Annotated in this window: 17 protein-coding genes; 7 read left to right on the top strand and 10 right to left on the bottom strand. The window is 62.4% G+C overall.

Annotation, left to right across the window (positions count from 1 at the left end; all coding sequences use genetic code 11):
* Positions 1-7 precede the first annotated feature (7 nt).
* Positions 8-691 carry an ABC transporter ATP-binding protein gene (locus AC1RGE_RS20685; RefSeq protein WP_019092885.1) on the top strand — a complete coding sequence of 228 codons (684 nt, stop codon included), beginning with the start codon at positions 8-10 and terminating at the stop codon, positions 689-691.
* Complete coding sequence (locus AC1RGE_RS20680) at positions 691-3,195, top strand: ABC transporter permease (protein WP_492584921.1); 2,505 nt, start codon at positions 691-693, stop codon at positions 3,193-3,195. Before AC1RGE_RS20685 ends, AC1RGE_RS20680 begins: the two co-directional genes overlap by 1 nt.
* A 33-nt stretch (positions 3,196-3,228) precedes the next feature.
* Here AC1RGE_RS20680 and greB read toward each other — a convergent pair whose 3' ends face one another.
* Positions 3,229-3,702: a transcription elongation factor GreB gene (gene greB, locus AC1RGE_RS20675; RefSeq protein ID WP_011062553.1), complete on the bottom strand. Its 474-nt coding sequence runs from the start codon at positions 3,700-3,702 to the stop codon at positions 3,229-3,231.
* Positions 3,703-3,994: 292 nt separating this feature from the next.
* Here greB and AC1RGE_RS20670 point away from each other — a divergent pair, with 292 nt between their 5' ends.
* Positions 3,995-4,624 (top strand): response regulator transcription factor, encoded by a 630-nt coding sequence (locus tag AC1RGE_RS20670; protein WP_011062554.1) that lies wholly within the window; start codon positions 3,995-3,997, stop codon positions 4,622-4,624.
* Positions 4,625-4,755: 131 nt separating this feature from the next.
* Here AC1RGE_RS20670 and AC1RGE_RS20665 read toward each other — a convergent pair whose 3' ends face one another.
* The 3 genes from AC1RGE_RS20665 to AC1RGE_RS20655 form a co-directional block, all read right to left on the bottom strand.
* Positions 4,756-5,076 carry a hypothetical protein gene (locus AC1RGE_RS20665; RefSeq protein ID WP_011062555.1) on the bottom strand — a complete coding sequence of 107 codons (321 nt, stop codon included), beginning with the start codon at positions 5,074-5,076 and terminating at the stop codon, positions 4,756-4,758.
* Between the two features lie 285 nt (positions 5,077-5,361).
* A complete protein-coding gene (locus AC1RGE_RS20660; RefSeq protein WP_011062556.1) occupies positions 5,362-5,796 on the bottom strand; it encodes a DoxX family protein in 435 nt (144 codons plus the stop codon).
* Between the two features lie 103 nt (positions 5,797-5,899).
* Complete coding sequence (locus AC1RGE_RS20655) at positions 5,900-7,321, bottom strand: MltF family protein (protein WP_019092888.1); 1,422 nt, start codon at positions 7,319-7,321, stop codon at positions 5,900-5,902.
* A 235-nt stretch (positions 7,322-7,556) separates the two neighbouring features.
* On the opposite strand from AC1RGE_RS20655, the gene AC1RGE_RS20650 reads away from it, so the two are divergent.
* From AC1RGE_RS20650 to AC1RGE_RS20640, 3 genes are all read left to right on the top strand, one after another.
* The gene (locus tag AC1RGE_RS20650; RefSeq protein WP_019092889.1) at positions 7,557-8,363 is read left to right on the top strand and encodes a TatD family hydrolase; all 807 of its coding nucleotides are present in this window, start codon (positions 7,557-7,559) and stop codon (positions 8,361-8,363) included.
* A gap of 85 nt (positions 8,364-8,448) precedes the next feature.
* Positions 8,449-9,930, top strand: coding sequence for a methyl-accepting chemotaxis protein (locus tag AC1RGE_RS20645; RefSeq protein ID WP_019092890.1), 1,482 nt, complete (start codon positions 8,449-8,451; stop codon positions 9,928-9,930).
* Positions 9,931-10,049: 119 nt separating this feature from the next.
* Complete coding sequence (locus tag AC1RGE_RS20640) at positions 10,050-10,412, top strand: hypothetical protein (protein ID WP_015636551.1); 363 nt, start codon at positions 10,050-10,052, stop codon at positions 10,410-10,412.
* A 4-nt stretch (positions 10,413-10,416) separates the two neighbouring features.
* On the opposite strand, the gene AC1RGE_RS20635 is transcribed toward AC1RGE_RS20640, so the two are convergent.
* The 3 genes from AC1RGE_RS20635 to AC1RGE_RS20625 all read right to left on the bottom strand — a co-directional run bounded on the left by AC1RGE_RS20635 (position 10,417) and on the right by AC1RGE_RS20625 (position 12,513).
* Positions 10,417-11,214, bottom strand: a complete 798-nt coding sequence (locus AC1RGE_RS20635; RefSeq protein WP_011062561.1) for an acyl-CoA thioesterase — start codon at positions 11,212-11,214, stop codon at positions 10,417-10,419.
* A gap of 109 nt (positions 11,215-11,323) precedes the next feature.
* On the bottom strand, positions 11,324-12,091 hold the full coding sequence (locus AC1RGE_RS20630) for a CHAD domain-containing protein (protein ID WP_011062562.1): 768 nt from the start codon (positions 12,089-12,091) through the stop codon (positions 11,324-11,326).
* A 143-nt stretch (positions 12,092-12,234) separates the two neighbouring features.
* Positions 12,235-12,513 (bottom strand): hypothetical protein, encoded by a 279-nt coding sequence (locus tag AC1RGE_RS20625; RefSeq protein WP_011062563.1) that lies wholly within the window; start codon positions 12,511-12,513, stop codon positions 12,235-12,237.
* A gap of 219 nt (positions 12,514-12,732) precedes the next feature.
* On the opposite strand from AC1RGE_RS20625, the gene AC1RGE_RS20620 reads away from it, so the two are divergent.
* The gene (locus AC1RGE_RS20620; RefSeq protein WP_011062564.1) at positions 12,733-13,767 is read left to right on the top strand and encodes a patatin-like phospholipase family protein; all 1,035 of its coding nucleotides are present in this window, start codon (positions 12,733-12,735) and stop codon (positions 13,765-13,767) included.
* A gap of 15 nt (positions 13,768-13,782) precedes the next feature.
* Here AC1RGE_RS20620 and AC1RGE_RS20615 read toward each other — a convergent pair whose 3' ends face one another.
* The 3 genes from AC1RGE_RS20615 to kdpC form a co-directional block, all read right to left on the bottom strand.
* Complete coding sequence (locus AC1RGE_RS20615) at positions 13,783-14,478, bottom strand: response regulator (protein ID WP_011062565.1); 696 nt, start codon at positions 14,476-14,478, stop codon at positions 13,783-13,785.
* 101 nt (positions 14,479-14,579) lie between these two features.
* Positions 14,580-17,231: an ATP-binding protein gene (locus AC1RGE_RS20610; protein ID WP_492584919.1), complete on the bottom strand. Its 2,652-nt coding sequence runs from the start codon at positions 17,229-17,231 to the stop codon at positions 14,580-14,582.
* Between the two features lie 123 nt (positions 17,232-17,354).
* Positions 17,355-17,900, bottom strand: a complete 546-nt coding sequence (gene kdpC / locus AC1RGE_RS20605; RefSeq protein WP_065365465.1) for a potassium-transporting ATPase subunit KdpC — start codon at positions 17,898-17,900, stop codon at positions 17,355-17,357.
* Between the last annotated feature and the right edge of the window lie 20 nt (positions 17,901-17,920).

Here is a 17,920-nt window from a genome sequence, read left to right as displayed (position 1 = left end):
ATTCTCCATGGGCGCAAGCATTCTCACTGCGCGGAACCTTAGCAAAGTGGTTCCCAGCGCGGAAGGTGAACTGACCATCCTGCATGAACTCAGCCTCGAGCTGAGCCAGGGTGACAGCCTGGCCATCGTCGGCGCCTCCGGCTCCGGCAAATCGACCCTGCTTGGCTTGCTGGCGGGGCTCGACCTGCCCAGCAGCGGCGAAGTCACCCTCGCCGGCCAGGCCCTAAGCCAGCTGGACGAGGATCAGCGGGCCCGTATCCGGGCCGAGCATGTAGGGTTTGTCTTTCAGTCCTTCCAATTGCTCGACAGCCTCAATGCCCTGGAAAACGTCATGCTGCCCCTGGAGCTGGACGGCCGTCGCGATGCCCGCGAGCGGGCCACCGAACTGCTGCAGCGGGTTGGCCTTGGCCAGCGCCTTAGCCACTCGCCACGCCAGCTTTCCGGTGGCGAACAACAGCGGGTAGCCATTGCCCGGGCCTTCGCTGCCGAACCCGATGTGCTGTTTGCCGATGAACCCACCGGCAACCTCGACAGCCATACCGGTGAACGCATCAGTGACCTGCTGTTCGAACTCAACAAGGAAAGCGGCACCACCCTGGTGCTGGTGACCCATGATGAACGCCTGGCCCATCGTTGCCGGCGCCTGATCCGTCTTGAAGCGGGCCTGCTGGTCGCCCCTCTGGAGCCCTGATGGCACGTCTGCCGCTGCCGCGCCTGTTCAGCCTCGCTGTCCGCCAACTGTTGCGCGATGCCCGTGCCGGAGAGTTGCGGGTACTGTTCTTCGCCTTGCTGGTAGCGGTTGCGGCCAGCACGGCCATCGGCTACTTCGGTGCACGCTTGAACGGCGCCATGCTGTTACGCGCCACCGAGTTCCTCGGCGCCGATCTGCTGCTGGAAGGCAGCTCCACAGCACGCCCGGAACAGCTCGACAGCGGCCTGAAACTGGGGCTGGATCATGCGCGGATAGTCGAGTTCTCCAGCGTCATTGCCACCGACAATGCGATCCAGCTCTCCAGCATCAAGGCCGTCGACGAAGCCTACCCCCTGAGGGGGCAGCTCAAGAGTGCCCCAGCCCCCTATGGGGTCGAGGAGCCCGGCGGCGGTCCCGCGCCCGGAGACGCCTGGGTCGAACCGCGCTTGCTGACTGCGCTGGACCTCAAGATCGGCGACAGCATCGACGTCGGCATGAAAACCTTGCGCCTGGCCAGGGTACTGACCTACGAGCCTGACCGGGCCGGCAACTTCTACAGCCTGACGCCCCGGGTCCTGATCAACCTGCAAGATCTGCAAGCCACCGGCGTGGTCCAGCCTGGCAGCCGGGTCAGCTTCAAGGAACTGTGGCGCGGACCGGCTCCGGCGCTTGAGGCCTATCGTCAACAGATCAAGCCGGCGCTGGCCGCCAACCAGCGGCTGCAGGATGCCCGCGATGGCAACCAGCAGATCGGTGGAGCCCTGGGCAAGGCCGAACGTTATCTGAACATGGCCAGCCTGGTAGCGGTGCTGCTGTCAGGGGTTGCAGTAGCCTTGTCGGCCAATCGCTTCGCCGCGCGACGCTTTGATGCCAGTGCCCTGCTTCGTTGCCTGGGCCTCTCACGCCGGGAAACCATGCTGCTGTTCAGCGTACAGCTAGGCGTTCTGGGTCTGCTGGCCAGCCTCAGTGGGGCGTTGCTGGGATGGCTGGCCCAGCTCGGCCTGTTTTACCTGCTACATGACCTGCTGCCCAACGACGTACCACCCGGGGGATTGCTACCCGCCATCGCCGGCATCGGTACCGGGCTGGTGGCCCTGGCCGGATTCGCCTTGCCGCCCCTGGCTGCGCTGGGACGGGTGCCGCCTTTGCGCGTACTGCGGCGCGACCTGCTGCCAATCCCCTCCAGCACCTGGATGATCTACGGCGCCGCTCTGTTGGCCCTGGGCCTGATCATGTGGCGCTTGAGCCTGGACCTGGTGCTGACCTTCGCCCTGCTGGGCGGTGGCCTGCTGGCGGCACTGGTATTGGGTGGCTTGTTGCTGTTGCTGTTGCAAAGCCTGCGGCGCCTGCTGGCCCGCGCCGCCCTGCCCTGGCGCCTGGGCCTGGGCCAGTTGCTGCGTCACCCCCTGGCTGCGGCCGGGCAATCCCTGGCTTTCGGCCTGATTCTGTTGTCCATGGCGCTGATTGCCCTGCTGCGGGGCGAACTGCTGGACACCTGGCAAAACCAATTGCCGAAAAATGCCCCCAACTACTTCGCACTGAACATTCTGCCGGCGGAAAAACAGGCCTTCAGCGAGCGCCTGGTGCAGCTCTCCGCCCCTTCGGCGCCCTTGTACCCCGTGGTTCCGGGGCGCCTGGTGAGCATCAATGGCGAGCCGGTAAGGGAGATCGTCAGCAAGGATTCCAGCGGTGATCGGGCCATACAACGCGATCTGAGCCTGACCTGGGCCGCCGATCTGCCCAGCGGCAACAGCATTATCGAGGGCAGTTGGTGGTCAGCCCAGCCAGATGACGGGTTGCCCGGCGTCTCGGTCGAGGCCAAGGTGGCGCAGAGCCTGAAGCTGAAGCTGGGTGATCATCTGACCTTCACGGTCGCCGGCGCCAACCGGGAGGCCCGGGTCACCAGCCTGCGCAGCATCAACTGGGACAACTTCCAGCCAAACTTCTTCATGATCTTCCAACCGGGCACCTTGAAGGATCTGCCCGCAACCTACTTGACCAGCTTCTACCTGAGCCCTGGGCACGATCAGCAGATTGTCGAGCTGTCCCGGGCCTTCCCGGCCGTGACCATCCTTCAGGTCGAAGCCCTGCTGGAACAACTGCGCAGCATCCTGGCCCAGGTCACCCTGGCGGTGGAGTATGTGTTGCTGTTTGTCCTGGCGGCAGGAATGGCAGTGCTGTTTTCCGGACTCCAGGCCACCCTGGACGAACGCATTCGCCAGGGGGCGCTGCTGCGTGCCCTCGGGGCCGAGCGGCAACTGCTGGTGAAAGCCAGGCGGATCGAGTTCGGCCTGCTGGGCGCAGTCAGCGGCCTGCTGGCAGCACTGGGGTGCGAACTGGTCAGCCTGGTGCTCTACCGGTTCGCTTTCGATCTGCCCTGGCACCCGCATCCATGGCTGTTACTGTTGCCTCTGGTGGGGGCGCTGCTGGTAGGCGGGGCGGGAGTTTTCGGTACCCGTCGAGCATTGAACGCCAGCCCGCTGAATGTATTGCGCGAAGGTTGAAAGCCCAAGGCTCGCCTGCCCAGGTCGGCGAGCCTACTTCACATAATCGATCTGGTTGATCCACCAGCAGGTTTCACCTGCCGGGGTGTGGACAACGGCCTCGTCACCCACTTCCTTCTTCAGTAACGCCCTGGCCATGGGCGAATCGATGGAGATGTAGTCCTTGCGCAAGTAGATCTCATCGTAACCGACGATACGAAAGCGCTTGATCTCGGCCGCCTCGTTTTCGACTTCGACCCAAGCACCAAAGAACACCCGTCCCTCCTGTTCCGGCGCGTAGGAAACCACCTTCATGTCTTCCAGGCGCTTGCGTATGTAGCGCACCCGACGATCGATTTCCCGCAGAAGCTTCTTGTTGTACTGATAGTCCGCATTCTCGCTGCGATCGCCCAGCGAGGCCGCCCAGGTGACCTTCTGCGTGATATCCGGGCGCTTCTCCCGCCATAAATAGTCCAGCTCTTGTTTCAGAGCGTCGTAACCATCCTGTGTGATGAGCTTGGTACTCAATTGGCTAATCAGCCTCCAGCCTTATGCATGCTGCGCATTAGTTGTATGAGCCGACAAAGCCGGCACGTCATGAGCGGCATCTGCCACCGATCTATGGACATCACTATCAGATTTGTCCGATTTAGATTTCAGAGAGGTCAGCCAATCATAGGGCCAAACAGCCGAGCCGTACGGCCCAGGGCATAGGTTCGACAAGAGCGTCGGCAATCGGCACGCCACACTGCTTGATACCCATTCCCCACAGAGCTAGCCAATAACTACCAACACCTCAAAAACAAAGGGAAAGTACCACATGGGCAACATCATTATCGTCGATGACCATCCACTGATCAGACTGGCCATCAGGTCGGTGCTGGATCCTCATCATCACAATATCGTCGCCGAAGCCGACAACGGTGCCGATGCCGTGCAACTGGTGCGCAAACACCTGCCGGACCTGCTGATCCTCGACCTGGGCATCCCCAACCTGGATGGTTTCTCGGTCATCGCGCACATCAAGTCCGCCGGGCTGCACGTCAAGACCCTGGTACTGACCTCAAGTGATTCGAAAAACTTCGCCCTGCGCTGCCTGCAAGCCGGAGCCGCAGGCTTTCTGTGCAAGACCGAGAACCTTCACGAATTGGCCAATGCGGTAAAGGCCATCCTTTCCGGGTACAGCTACTTTCCGGAAGACACCATTAATATCCTGCAGCAGAACACCAACGCCGCCAACCAGGAGAGTGTGTTGATTTCCCGCCTGACCGACCGCGAAATAACAGTGCTGAAACTGCTGGCTACCGGTCTGAACAACCAGCAGATTGCCGATGCGCTGTTGATCAGTCACAAGACCGTCAGCACCTACAAAGTGCGGTTACTCAAGCGTTTCAATGTTTCCAACCTGGTGGCCTTGGCCGAATTGGCCAAACGCAATGCCGTAGTTTGATCATCAAGCCATTAATCGCCACCAAATGACGGACAGCCGCCACGACTGAAGACGTTCCAGTCGGTTTCTGTTCAATGGAATTCCGATCTGTACAAGGCGCAGTTCAGCAGCCGTGATGCACTACCGGCGGGTCAACTGCTGAACTGGCGGCGGATGATCAACCCCTGGCGAGCGACGCGGGTCAGTTGCTTGATGACTTCAGCAGCATCCGCAGCACTGGGTGCCGGAATGACCGCCAGATCGAAGCTGTCGCTGGCAAAGCGTGCCAGGGACTCACCTTCTTCGACAAATTGAATCAGAAACGCCGCTGGGCCCGGGGAACGTCGTGGCCAACCGTCGAGATAACGCAATAGTGTGGGCTGGTGCTTGCCACCCAGGAGGATTTTCGGATTGCGCTGGGAAAGACTCGCCGTGATCGGCGCAAGACGTACAAGGGGGCGTGGTGCATTCATCGTATTGTGTCTCTGCCTCAGATTTCTGCCGGGCAGGTGAGAGGCAACACCGAACCAGCGCTTTAGCGGTATTTCGAAGCCTGACTATAGCTTCTATCAGTGATCTTTCGACTCACCTGGCGCCCCGCAAGTAGCTGTTTAAATCGGCGCATGAGCAGCATCCTAGAGAAGCCGACAGGTCAGTGTCAAGATTTGTCAGCAACGAAAAAGGCCTGCATTCGCAGGCCTGGGATAACTTTGCCGACGGCTGATCCAGAGCCTCTGGAACACCGCCCGCGCATCGACTTACTTGGCGATTGCCGCATCCAGAGACAGCTTGCCGGCCCCCTCAATCAGAACTGCGACAGTGCCGCCAAGCAGTGCCAGAGCGAACTCATAACCGTTGTTGGCCATGAACAGGCCATGGCTGATATGCACCGAGAAAATCGCCACCAGCAAGGTAAACGACAGGCCCAATGCAGCGGGACGCGCCAGCAGGCCAATGATCAATGCCAGACCGGCAAAGAATTCGGTGCCCCCCGATAACAACGCCATCAAATAGCCGGGAGCCAGGCCGATACTCTCCATCCACTGCGCCGTTCCCGCCAGACCGCCACCACCAAACCAGCCAAAGAGTTTCTGCGAGCCGTGAGCCACGAAGATGATGCCGACGAAGATCCGCAGTACGGTCAAGCCGTAGCCCGCGCGAGTGCCCAGTAGCTTGTTGGTCAGTGTGCTCATGCTGTGTAGTCCTGTGTGAAGGTAGGAAAGTTGGTCGCCATACTAATCAGTTTTAATCATGTTAAAAGCGGAAATTACCCAAGCTAATAATCGATTTTTTAGATTATTTACGTGACGCAACTTTTCGCTCCGGAGGCTCCAGGGAGTCTCGTTCACGATCAAAGGCCAGATAGTATTTGTTGACGCTATTAACATAGCTGACGGCCCCCATGCCCACTTGCTCCATGGCGATGCGCTCCACCTGGAAGAACCACTGGTTGGGGTTGAGCCCCCGCCGCCGGGCTTCACTGCGCATACCCTGCACCCGCTCCGGCCCCATGTTGTAGGCCGCCAGCACAAATGCCATGCGCTCGCGCTCATTGAGTTTGGGGCTGGCAAAAAATTTACGGCGAATCATCGCCAGGTACTTGGCGCCTGCCTGCACGTTGCTATCTACGGACTGAATATTGTTGACCCCGACCCGCTGCGCTGCCGAAGGCGTGATCTGCATCAGCCCGGTAGGGCCGCTGCCGCTTCTGGAAGGGGGTTGCAACGCTGACTCCTTGAACGCCAGCGCCGCCAGGTTCAGCCAGTCCATGCCCTGCTCGCCGGCATGCTTCTGCAAAACCGGACGCAGTTTTTCCAGACGCTGACGGTCGGCCCGCGCCAGGGGATAGTGCACCTGATACTGGCGTCGGTAGATACGCAGGAACGCCACATCCTGATCCGCCGGCGCCTTATAGGTCTTGAGGAAGCGGTCGATACTCGCCCGCAGCATCGACGCATCGCGCCGGACAAACCAGTGTTCTTCACCCGGCTCACTGATCTTCAACTGCCTGTCCAAACGCAATTTGGGCAGGATCTTGCTCCAGCGTTCGGCAATCGGCTGCTCGACAACCGTCAGGTGGAAAATGCCGCCCTGGACCATTTCCAGCACATCCTCCACCGCCAGGCTGGGGTCGACCCACTCCACCTTGATCGGCGCCAGCTTGTGCAGGGCCAGCTTCTGATTGATCTGGCTGACCGCGTCCCCCGCCGCACTACCGGTAGTCAGGGTCAGGGTCTTGCCGGACAGCTGTTCGATCCGTGTATAACGGCGCTCACCCTTGATCCCGACCAGCAGCAGGGGAACATTACTGACGATCGGGTCGCTGGAGCTGACCGCATTTCCGGGATGGGCTTCCAGCAGCTCACCAGGCGCCACCAGGTCGCCCTCGCCCCGCTGCAATGCACCCAGCAATTGATCCTTGGCTTTGGGAATGATCTTCAGGCTGATTTCCTGGCCGTCGCGAGCATGGCCATTGAGGTACTGCTCGAACGAGCGCAGGCGGTGGTACTCGACACCTATGGCCTGGCCCTGGACTTCTCCGGAGCTATTGCGGCTCTGATTGACCAGCACCCGGAGTACCCGGCTGCTGCGGATTTCCGCCAGGTCGCGCACTTTTCCCGTGGCGTGTGCTTCCAGTGGCCCGGGCAAGCGCGCCAGCGCCGGCAAGGGCAGCAGCAATGACAGGCACAGCGCGAGCAATATCGAGGATCGGGTCATCCGTTCTCCGCAAAGAATACTGTTCAACCCTTCGTCGTTTTTTGAAGAATTGATTGCCAGAAACAGAGCGCCTTGAGCGCTGGCAAGCTGCGAAAGACCCGTGCAATGGCGCTGAAGAACGTGGCCGTTGCTCTGGTCCGGCAGCAAAAGACAGCTATAACTCGTTGTAGTTCTTGGTTTTTCTTATAAATCTACAGCTCTGATATGCTTTCCGGCCGCTGGCGGAGATAGCACCATGCAACTCATCGATATCGGCGTCAACCTGACCAATCCCAGTTTTGCCGAAAAACACCAAGCCGTTCTCAATCGTGCTTATGAGGCTGGGGTGTGCCAGTTGGTCCTCACCGGAACCAGCGTCGAAGGCAGTGAACAGGCCCTGGAGTTGTGCCAGAAACTGGACGCCGACGGGCAGAGACTGTTTGCCACCGCCGGGCTGCATCCCCACAGCGCCAGCGACTGGAATGCCGACAGCCCGCGACGCTTGCGCGCTCTACTTGGAGAGCCGCGGGTACGCGCCGTGGGCGAATGCGGCCTGGACTTCAACCGGGACTTCTCTCCCCGCCCGCAACAGGAAAAAGTCCTGGAAGAACACCTGGCCCTGGCTGTCGAGTTGCAGTTGCCAGTGTTTCTCCACGAACGTGACGCCAACCAGCGCTTGCTGGACATCCTGCGGGATTTCCGTGATCGCTTGCCGGCTGCTGTAGTCCACTGCTTTACCGGTGAACAAAAGGCCCTGTTCAGCTACCTCGATTTGGACCTGCACATCGGCATCACAGGCTGGATCTGCGACGAACGCCGCGGCACCCACCTGCACCCGCTGGTACGCGACATCCCCCGCGGGCGCCTGATGCTGGAAAGCGATGCCCCCTACCTGCTACCCCGCAGCTTGCGGCCAAAGCCGAAAAATGGTCGTAACGAACCAGCCTATCTGACCGAGGTTTTACGAGAAGTTGCGTTGCACCGCGGTGAAACCCTGGAAGAGCTTGCAAGCCACAGTACCGCCTGCTCTCGGGCGTTTTTTCGCTTGCCAGAGATTGCTTGACCCACATCAAGATTTTTCCGAGATCATGGCGGCACAATAATGGCACCTTGCCAATACTGTTTCGCTCAATCAGAGAAGACCTTCCATGGGTGCCTGGCTTAGCAATATCTCGCTGAAGTACAAATTCTGGGCGGTCAATGCAGTCGCCTTCGTCACCACCTTGTTATTGGTGCTGTACGCCGTGCAACTGGAGCAACAGGCTCGCAGCCAGACAGCCCAGGCTGCCGCCCAGGCCGAGGCGAGGCTGCTCGGCGCCTGGCCCGTCGGACAGGCGCTGCCCAGCGCCGAACACCTGCTGTATTTCTCCCGGGGGCAGACCCCCAGCCTCAACGAGCAGACTCTCAGCGAACTCAACGGCGCCAACGGCTGGGTCGAGCTCAACCCGATGCCGCTGTTCGGTGAAAATCCGCTACTGGGCGCTGACGTGATCCAGCGCGCCGACGGCCAGCAGGTCGCCGTACTGGCCTACGCCCCGAGCCTGGCCCAGGTCTTCAGCGATCGTTTCACCAATTACGCCGTCGCAGTGTTCATCCTGATGTTCGCCATGCTCTGCGCCTCGCAGTTGCTGATCCGTTTTCTCCTCAGCCAACTCAACACCCTCAAGGACGTCATGCTGCACGTGGAGAAGACCGGCGACCTGTCTGCTCGCGTGCCGCTGTCCTGCAAGGACGAGGTGGGTCAGATGGCCAGCGCCTTCAATGCCATGCAGGCCGGATACCAGCGGGTAGTCAATACCGTGGCCAATACCGCCCGGCAGCTGGACCAGGGCGCCGCACGCCTGGCCTCGAGCATGAACGATGTACGCCACGGCATGCTCGGCCAGCAGAGCGAAACCGATCAGGCCGCCACGGCCATCAACGAGATGTCCGCCACCGTCTATCACATCGCCCAGCATGCCGGTGCCACCCGGGACCTGTCGCAGACCGCCGACACCCTGGCCGGTACCGGCCATGAAGTGGTGGGCCGGGTGCAGAAATCCATCGCCGGGCTTTCCAATGGCGTGCAGCAGACCGCCGAGATGATTCAGAAGCTCGCCGAGGACAGCCAGAAGATCAATGGCGTGGTCAACGTTATCCACAGCATCGCCGAGCAAACCAACCTGCTGGCACTCAACGCCGCCATCGAAGCCGCTCGAGCAGGGGAAATGGGCCGCGGTTTTGCCGTGGTAGCAGATGAAGTGCGCAACCTGGCCAAGCGTGTGCAGACCTCCACCGACGAGATCACCAGCATGGTCTCGGCCCTGCAGGCCGGCACCCGGGATGCCGTGGATTTCATGCAGGAAAGCTCGTTCAAGGCCGATGACTGCGTGCAACAGGCCCAGGAAGCCGGCGCGGCACTGGCGGAAATCACCGGCGCCGTAGCCCAGATGCGCGAAAGCAACACGCAGATCGCTGTCGCAGCGGAACAGCAGAGCCAGGTAGCGGAAGAAATGAACCGGGCGGTGGTGAGCATTCGCGATGTCACCGAGAACACCGTGCAACAGACCGTTGCCTCGGCCACCACCAGCAGTGAACTGGCGACCCTGGCCGGTGAGTTGAGCAAAGCCATAGGCCAGCTGAAACTCTGATCCGAGTGCCTCTACCCCCCTCTACTGGCTATCGCACCGATAGCCAGCCTTGATTCGCCGCCATCCCAACTGGCCCCTATCCTTGGTTCATGAGTCTTAAAGAACTAAGGATGATCATCATGGGCAAACGTCACCCCAACCTCCCCGCCTGGCAATGGCGCGTCTACCCGCAGAATCACCAGCACCCTGCCAATCTGGTATTGCACCTGATTGCCGTACCGCTATTCATCATCGGTTTTCTGCTGATTGTTTCAGGCGTGTTTTCCTTGAGCTTCCTGAGCCTGGCCATCGGTGTGGTCGGCATCCTCGCAGCCCTGGGCCTGCAGCGCCACGGACACAGCCTGGAGGTCCAGGCCGCCGAGCCCTTCAGTGATCGCAAGGATGCCGTGCAACGGCTGCTGGTGGAACAGTTCGTGACCTTTCCGCGCTTTGTCCTGAGCGGTGCCTGGTGGCGTGCCTGGTTGCAGCGCCACCGGCATTGATGGCTCAGGCGAAGATGGTCACCGTCTGGCGGCTCAGGGCGATCAATTGGCCCTCAGCATTCCACAAGGCCGCTGCCGCATGCCCGTAGCCGTCACGCGCGTGTTCGATTTCCACCCGGTACTTGCACCAGTCCAGAGTGCTCAGTTCCAGCAACGGCTGGACGAACTCGATGGTCCAGGTCAGGGTGCTGCCCGCAGCGGGCTTGGTCAGGTGCGGCAACAGCGCCGGCGGCCAGGCATCCACCAGCGCCAGGATATGCGCCTCGGTGACCGGCTCTTCCTTCACATCCCCACGCAAGCGCACCCAACCACCCATGTCGCGGGAGCGATTGCCGGTGAATGGCAGGCCACCGATGCTCCAGCGCATTGCCAGATGACGCATGAACTCCGGCGTCACACCCTGGATATAAGGCAGCTCCTGGCAGTCATCCCAGTGTTTCATTTCGGGCGCTGGCTCGGCGGCCACACTGACGGACGATTCACGGGAAGCGCCAAAACTGCCCTGCACCAGAGTCACCACCTGACCCTCCTGCATGACCCGCCCCAGTACCTGGCTGACGGCCTTGCCTTCGCGCAGCACATCCACCTCGAAACTGACCGGCACATCTGGCGCCACCGGGCCGACAAAGGTGACCGCTAGCGACCGCACGGGGCGGTCCGCCGCAACCTTGGCCCGCATCGCTTCATACTGCAGAGCAACCACCAGGCCACCGAAACTGGCGCGCCCCTGGGCCCATTCCGCCGGAATGGTCAGCGCCTGGGGCTGGCCGCGAACGGCTTCGAGCAAATCGTAGAAACGCATGAAAACCTCGGGGGACAAAAAATAGACTGAGGGATCTTAACCAGCGTCGCAGAGCCACACAGCCATTATTCCGGCCAAAGCAGCGGACAGATAAGCCGCCCTTTGGCCTTCACCGCTTGAAGCAATCGCGATGCAGTTGCTCCAACACCTGATCGGAGCGGGCCTCGGCCTTGAGCATGGTTCTGCGCCAGACCGCCACACAGGGCAGCAAATCCAGTTGCTGCTCGGCCTGGGCCAGCCATTGCCAGCAATCATGCCAATCGCCCAGGGCGCTCTGAGCCGCCTTGAGGCGCTTCATCGCCTGGGAGGGCAAGCGATCCAACTCGGGATAGGCATCGGCGGCGTAACGCACCCGCTTGATCAGCAGACGCAGGCGATGACGGTCGTGGGCAGGGTCCAGCAGCGCCTGGCCCAAGGCTTTCCACTGCTTGGCCAGGCGTTTTTCGATACTGCCGCGCAGGCCCCGCAGCAAACCTTGGCGCTCAGAGGCCCGGAGGAACCTGGGGAAGGCATCCAGCACCAGAAACAACTGCGCCAATTCCGCCCCCGCGGCCACTGCCGAGTACTCATGCAACAGTTGTGAGGTACGACGGTCGGCAGCAGCATGCTGGCCATGCTGATGCAGATAGGCCGCCAATACTTCACGATCACGAATCGGCGTGGTCACCCGCCCCACTTCGCTGGCCGCGGCTTCCAGTTGCTCCACTCCGGGCAGGCCACGCAACGGGCGCAACAGGCTGCGCAAGCGTCGCACGCTGATGCGCAGATCATGCAAGGCCTCGGCATCCGTGGCGGCCGACAAGCGGGCCTGACAAGCCAGCAAACTCACTTCCAGGCCCAGAACCTGAGCCACCAAACGATCAACCAAGGCAGACATCGAGGCTTCCCCAACACGAGTCAAAAGCCTGACTTCGGCTTATCCAGTTCCAAGAATGGCACCGCGAACCGGCGACAGGCATTGCGCCAGATCATTCAGGTTCGCGGTGATGATTGTCGGACCAGCTTAGCGGCTGTCGCGGCTCAGCGCCCGGCCCGGGATTCACGAATGTAGAAACGCGCCTTCTCGGCCTTGTTGGTGCAGCCTTCGAAGGCTTCGAACTGCTGCTGGGTCTTGGCTCCGGTCAGCAGCGACAACGCCTTGGAGTAGCTCACGGTGCCAGCGAAACCTTCGGCCTTGGCCAGGTCCAGCTCGTGCCAGGCAGCGTCCAGCTGCGTGCCGCAACTGTCACGGTAGGCAGTCTTGCCTGCACAACCGGTCAATACCAACGCAATCAGGGGCAGGCAGATCCAGGCTTTCATCGATGACACCTCAAGATAGGGAAAACAGTCGTACAGGTTAAGACGATGGCCGCAGGAAAAAGTGCCAGTCCCACCCCTTGGAAAATATAGCTGCAGGAGCATAGCCTCGCGGCCCCGGCGGCCCTAGAAAAAAACTCACAGGCCCCGCAGCGCATCAGCAATTGAACCACGAGGCGCTATGGGTGCATTGTTGCAGCCTGTTTGTCGAAGGGACGAATCATGAGCAAACGTGTCGCATTGGTCCTTGGGTCGGGGGGCGCTCGCGGTTACGCCCATATCGGCGTCATCGAGGAAATCGAAAAACGCGGTTATGACATCGCCTGCATTGCCGGCTGCTCGATGGGCGCGGTGGTCGGCGGCATCTACGCCGCAGGTAAGCTCGCCGAGTACCGGGAATGGATCGAAAGCCTGGACTACCTCGACGTGCTGCGCCTGGTGGACGTGAGCTTTCGGCTGGGGGCGATTCGCGGCGAGAAAGTCTTCGGCCAGATCCGCAAGATCGTCGGCGAAGTGAACATCGAAGACCTGCGCATCCCCTATACCGCCGTCGCCACCGACCTGACCAACCAGCAGGAAATCTGGTTCCAGGAAGGCTGCCTGCATCAGGCCATGCGTGCTTCCGCCGCGATCCCCAGCCTGTTCACCCCGGTCATGCAGGGCAACCGCATGCTGGTGGACGGCGGCCTGCTCAACCCGCTGCCCATCGTTCCGGTGGTTTCCAGCCACTGCGACCTGATCATTGCGGTGAACCTCAACTCCACCAACCAGCGCCACTACCAGTTACCGGTGATCCAGCGCCCACCCGCGTTCAAGAGCCGCTTTGACAGCCTGATCAACTCCCTGGGCTCACACCTGCCGTTTCGCCGCAAGCAGGCCGAACAACTGCTACTGCTCGAGCAGGAAGCCTTCAAGAGCGAAGCCGCGGAGATCAATCCATGGGTCGAGGGCGCCGAACCGGAAGCCCAGCAACCGGCCGCCGCGCCGCAAACCGACGGCGCGCCGAAATCCGCCAGCGGCTCCTTCATCATAGACAACGTCGGCCCGGCGTCATTGCTGGACCTGGTCAACCAGAGCTTCGAGGTCATGCAGACCTCCCTGGCGCAGTACAAGATCGCCGGTTACCCGCCCGATATCCTCATCAACGTGCCCAAGCGCGTCTGCCGCTTCTTCGAGTTCTACAAGGCGCCGGAGCTGATCGCCCTGGGCCGTGAGATTGCCAGCGATACCCTGGACCGCTACGAGCAGGACCAGTAGCGAAAGGCCGCAAACTCAGGAATCGGCGCCCAGCAAGCGGTAGCCGACCCCCGCCTCGGTGACGATGAAGCGTGGCCGGGTCGGATCGTCCGCCAGCTTCTGGCGCAAGTGCCCGACCACGATCCGCAGGTAATGACTGTCCTCGGTGTGGGTCGGGCCCCAGATGTCCTTGAGCAGTTGCTGCTGGGTAATCACCCGCCCCGGGTGCCGCGCCAGCTGGGCCAGCACCGCATATTCCTTGCGGGTCAGGGCCACTTCGACACCGTCCAGCAGCACCCGCCGATAAGCCAGGTCGACCGTCAGCGGCCCCACTTGCAACGCCGCCTCCTGCACTTCCCCGCTCGGCGCCTGGCGCAACAGGGCGCGAATCCGCGCCAGGAACTCCTGGATACCGAAAGGCTTGGTCACATAGTCGTTGGCACCACCATCCAGCGCCTCGACCTTCTGCAACTCGCTGGCACGCACCGAAAGCACCAGCACCGGCACCGCCGACCACTCGCGAAACTCGCGCAGCACCTGCTGCCCATCCATGTCCGGCAGCCCCAAATCAAGTACCAGCAGGTCCGGCTTGTTCAAGGCGGCCTGGGCCAGGCCTTCGGTGCCGGTCCCGGCTTCAATCACTTTGTATCCCTGGGACGCCAGGCTGATGCGCAGGAACTTGCGAATCTGCGGCTCGTCGTCGATGACCAGGATGGTCGCGGTCTGGCTCATGGTTTCAGTTCAAGACAAATTAAGAGGCAAAAGCGTAGCGCAAGGCATGCCGCATCCGTGTGGCGCTGACGCGGCAAGGCCGCAGCGCGTTCTACAGGTATTCACAGGTCGGACTCAAGCTCCGGCTGGGTCTGCAACGGCAGGTGCAAGGTGATGCATGTCCCCTTGCCGCCAATGCCCTCGGCGACACTGATATGCCCGCCATGGGCGCCGACCATGCCCTGGCAGATCGCCAGGCCCAGGCCGGTGCCTTGCCCGCCGCGGTCGCCACGGGCAGCGGTGTAGAACATGTCGAAGATCTTTGCCCGCTCATCCTCGGGAATCCCCGGGCCCTCATCACTGACGGCGAAGCTCAATTCCTGCTCGCTGGCACTGACTTTCAACTGCAGATGGCCCTGGGGTGGCGAGAAGCGGGCAGCATTCTCCAGCACATTGACCAGCGCCTGCTCGATCAGCGCCGCATGGACGTAAAGCAAGGGCAAGTCCGCTGGCAGTTCGGTGGCCACTTGCAACGGCGCCAGCACCGCCCGCAGGCGGTTCAGGGCACTGCCGACGATATCCCCCGGCGCGACCCAGTCCCGGGCCAGCTTCAGGGCCCCATGGCCGAGCCGGGTCATGTCCAGCAGGTTCTGTATATAGCGGTCCAGGCGCTCGGCCTCATCCCGCGTGCCCTCCAGCAGCTCTCGCCGATCTTCCAGGGGGATCGCTTCCCCCAGGGCCAGCAGGCTGTCGATACTGCCGCGCATTGAGGTCAGCGGTGTGCGCAGGTCATGGGATACCGAAGCCAGCAAGGCGCTGCGCAACTGTTCGGTCTCCCCGTGCAGCCTCGCCGCTTCCAGGTCCTCGGCCAGCCGCGCCCGTGCCAGGGCCTGGGCCAGTGGCTGGCTGAGCGCAGTGAGCAGGCGCCGGCGCTGGCCGCTGAACTCCTCGCCCTCACGGGGGCAGACACCGAGCAACCCCAGGGGCCCGTCATCCACCGACAGCGGCCACCACCACCATCGACCAAAGGGCAAGGTCCCGGTGCCCAGCCCCGCCGGCTGGTCATGCTGCCAGGCCCAGTCGGCCGCCGCGCGCTCGGCCTCGGAGAACTGCGGCGAACCACCGGTCTCGACTTTCCATCCACCCTGCCCGTCGCGGTTGATCAGGCAGACACGCAACTCGTCGCGACCATTCAAATGCTGGGCCGCGGCGCTGATCACCGCTTGCCGGTCAGTGGCGGCAGTCAACTTGCGCGACAGGTCCAGGAGCTCGCCGGTTTCCTCCTGGGTATCGCGCAACGCCTGCAACTGCCGGCGCTGGCGGGCCGCCAGATTGCCGGTCAGCGCGGCCATGAGCAGGAAGAACAGCAGGGTCAGTACATCTTCTTCCCGCTGGATGGCCAGGGAGAAGTTCGGCGGAATGAACAGGAAGTCATAACTGAGAAAGGACAGCGCCGCGCAAGCCAGGGCCGGCCCCAGGCTGCTGCGCACTGCCACCAGCAGCACCGCGGCGAGGAACACCAGGGAGATGTTCGGCAACGGCAGGACACTGGCCACCCCCCAGGCCAGGGCGCTGGCCAGGAGGGTGGCCAGGACTGCCAGGACGTAGTCGAACCAGATCAGCGAATGCTTGACCCGCAGGCCCGGCTGATGGGGCTGGGGCTCGCTGTCCAGGACATTGATCTCCAGGCCATCGGCATTGCGCAGCAAGCGCGCCGCCAAGCCGCCACCGAACCAGCGCCGGCGCCAGCGGCGCCTGGACTGCCCCACCAGCAGCAGGCTGGCGCGACGCTCCGCGGCGTGCTGGATCAGGGTCTTGGCCACCTCGCCGGCGCGCAACAGGACCACTTCCCCGCCCAGGCGCTCGGCCAGTTGTTGAGCAGCCTGCAAGCGCAAGCGTGCCTGCTCGTCGCGCAACCGGCCGTTATCCACATGCACCAGGCTCCAGGGCAGGTGGCGACGCTGAGCCACACGGCTGGCGTGACGTACCAGCCGCTCCGCCTGGGCATCGCCGTCGATACCCACCAGCAGCCGCCCGCGCACCGCCGGTGCCGCCTGCCCCAACTGGCGATAGCCCTGGGCCAGGTCGTTGTCCACCTGGGCGGCGGCGGCCTGCATCGCCAGTTCGCGCAGGGCGGTGAGGTTGGTCTGGGTGAAAAATGCATCGATGGCCGCCCGCGCCTGCTCCGGCACGTAGACCTTGCCGTCCCGCAGACGCTCCAGCAGCTCTCGGGGCGGCAAGTCCACCAGCAGCAACTCATAGGCCTCTTGCAACACCCAGTCAGGCAGGGTTTCGCGGACCTGGACCCCGGTAATGCCGCGCACCTGGTCATTGAGGCTTTCCAGGTGCTGGACATTGACCGTGGTGAAGACGTCGATCCCGGCCGCCAGCAACTCCTGAATGTCCTGCCAGCGCTTGGCGTGCCGGCTGCCCGGGGCATTGCTGTGGGCCAGTTCGTCCACCAGTACCAGCTTGGGCTTGGCCTTGAGCAGGCCGTCGAGGTCCATTTCCTCCAGCAATACGCCACGGTATTCCGAACGCACCAAGGGCTGCTGGGGCAGCCCGCTCAACAAGGCTTCGGTCTCGGCGCGGCCGTGGGTCTCCACCACCCCGGCAAGCACCTTGACCCCTTGGCGCAGTTGGCTATGGGCCGCCTGGAGCATGGCGTAGGTCTTGCCAACCCCGGGGGCGGCGCCCAGGAACACCTTGAGCCGGCCGCGGCCGTCCCGTGGCAGCTCGGCTAGCAGCGCGTCGGCTCGACCGGAATCACTCATGGGTTATCTCTCTGCGACAAGGCATTCGGTTCAATCTGCGCTCACTTCAGTTGCGTTTGCCAGCGCTCCCTGGGGCTGGAAGCCCCTGCGGGGCATTTTGCAGCCTCGCAGGTTCGGCAGCGGCTACAGCTGTTCCAGGGCCAGGTTCAGGGCCAGTACATTGACCACCGGCGGCCCCACCAGCGGCTGCTCCATATGGGCGTCCACCAGGGCCTGCAACTTGGCTGGCGACAGGTTGCGCGCCGCCGCGACCCGCGCCAGTTGATAGTCAATTGCCTGCGGTGGCAAGTGTGGATCGAGGCCGCTGCCCGAAGTGGTCAGCAATGCCAGGGGCACCGGCCCCTGCCCCGGTACCAGGAGCTTGCCGGCATCCTCGATCACCCGCGTGGCCAGGGCCGGGTTGCTCGGCGCCAGGTTGCTGGCAGAGCTGGATACCGTGGCAAAGGCCCCCGCCGAAGGGCGCGGATGGAACCAGGCATCACCGACGAAATCCTGGGCGATCAGGGCCGAACCCCGCACCCTGCCGTCGGCATCGCGCACCAGGCTGCCATTGGCTTGTTCCGGGAAGGCCAACTGGGCCACGCCGGTCACCACCAGGGGATAGGCCACACCGGTGATCAGGGTCATCAACACAATCAGGCTCAAGGCCGGACGCACTACGCTAGTCATTTCTCACTCCTCGATTCGCT

The organism is Pseudomonas sp. GW823-FHT02C05 (assembly GCF_058797595.1).
This window is presented reverse-complemented; position numbering and strand designations above follow the sequence as displayed.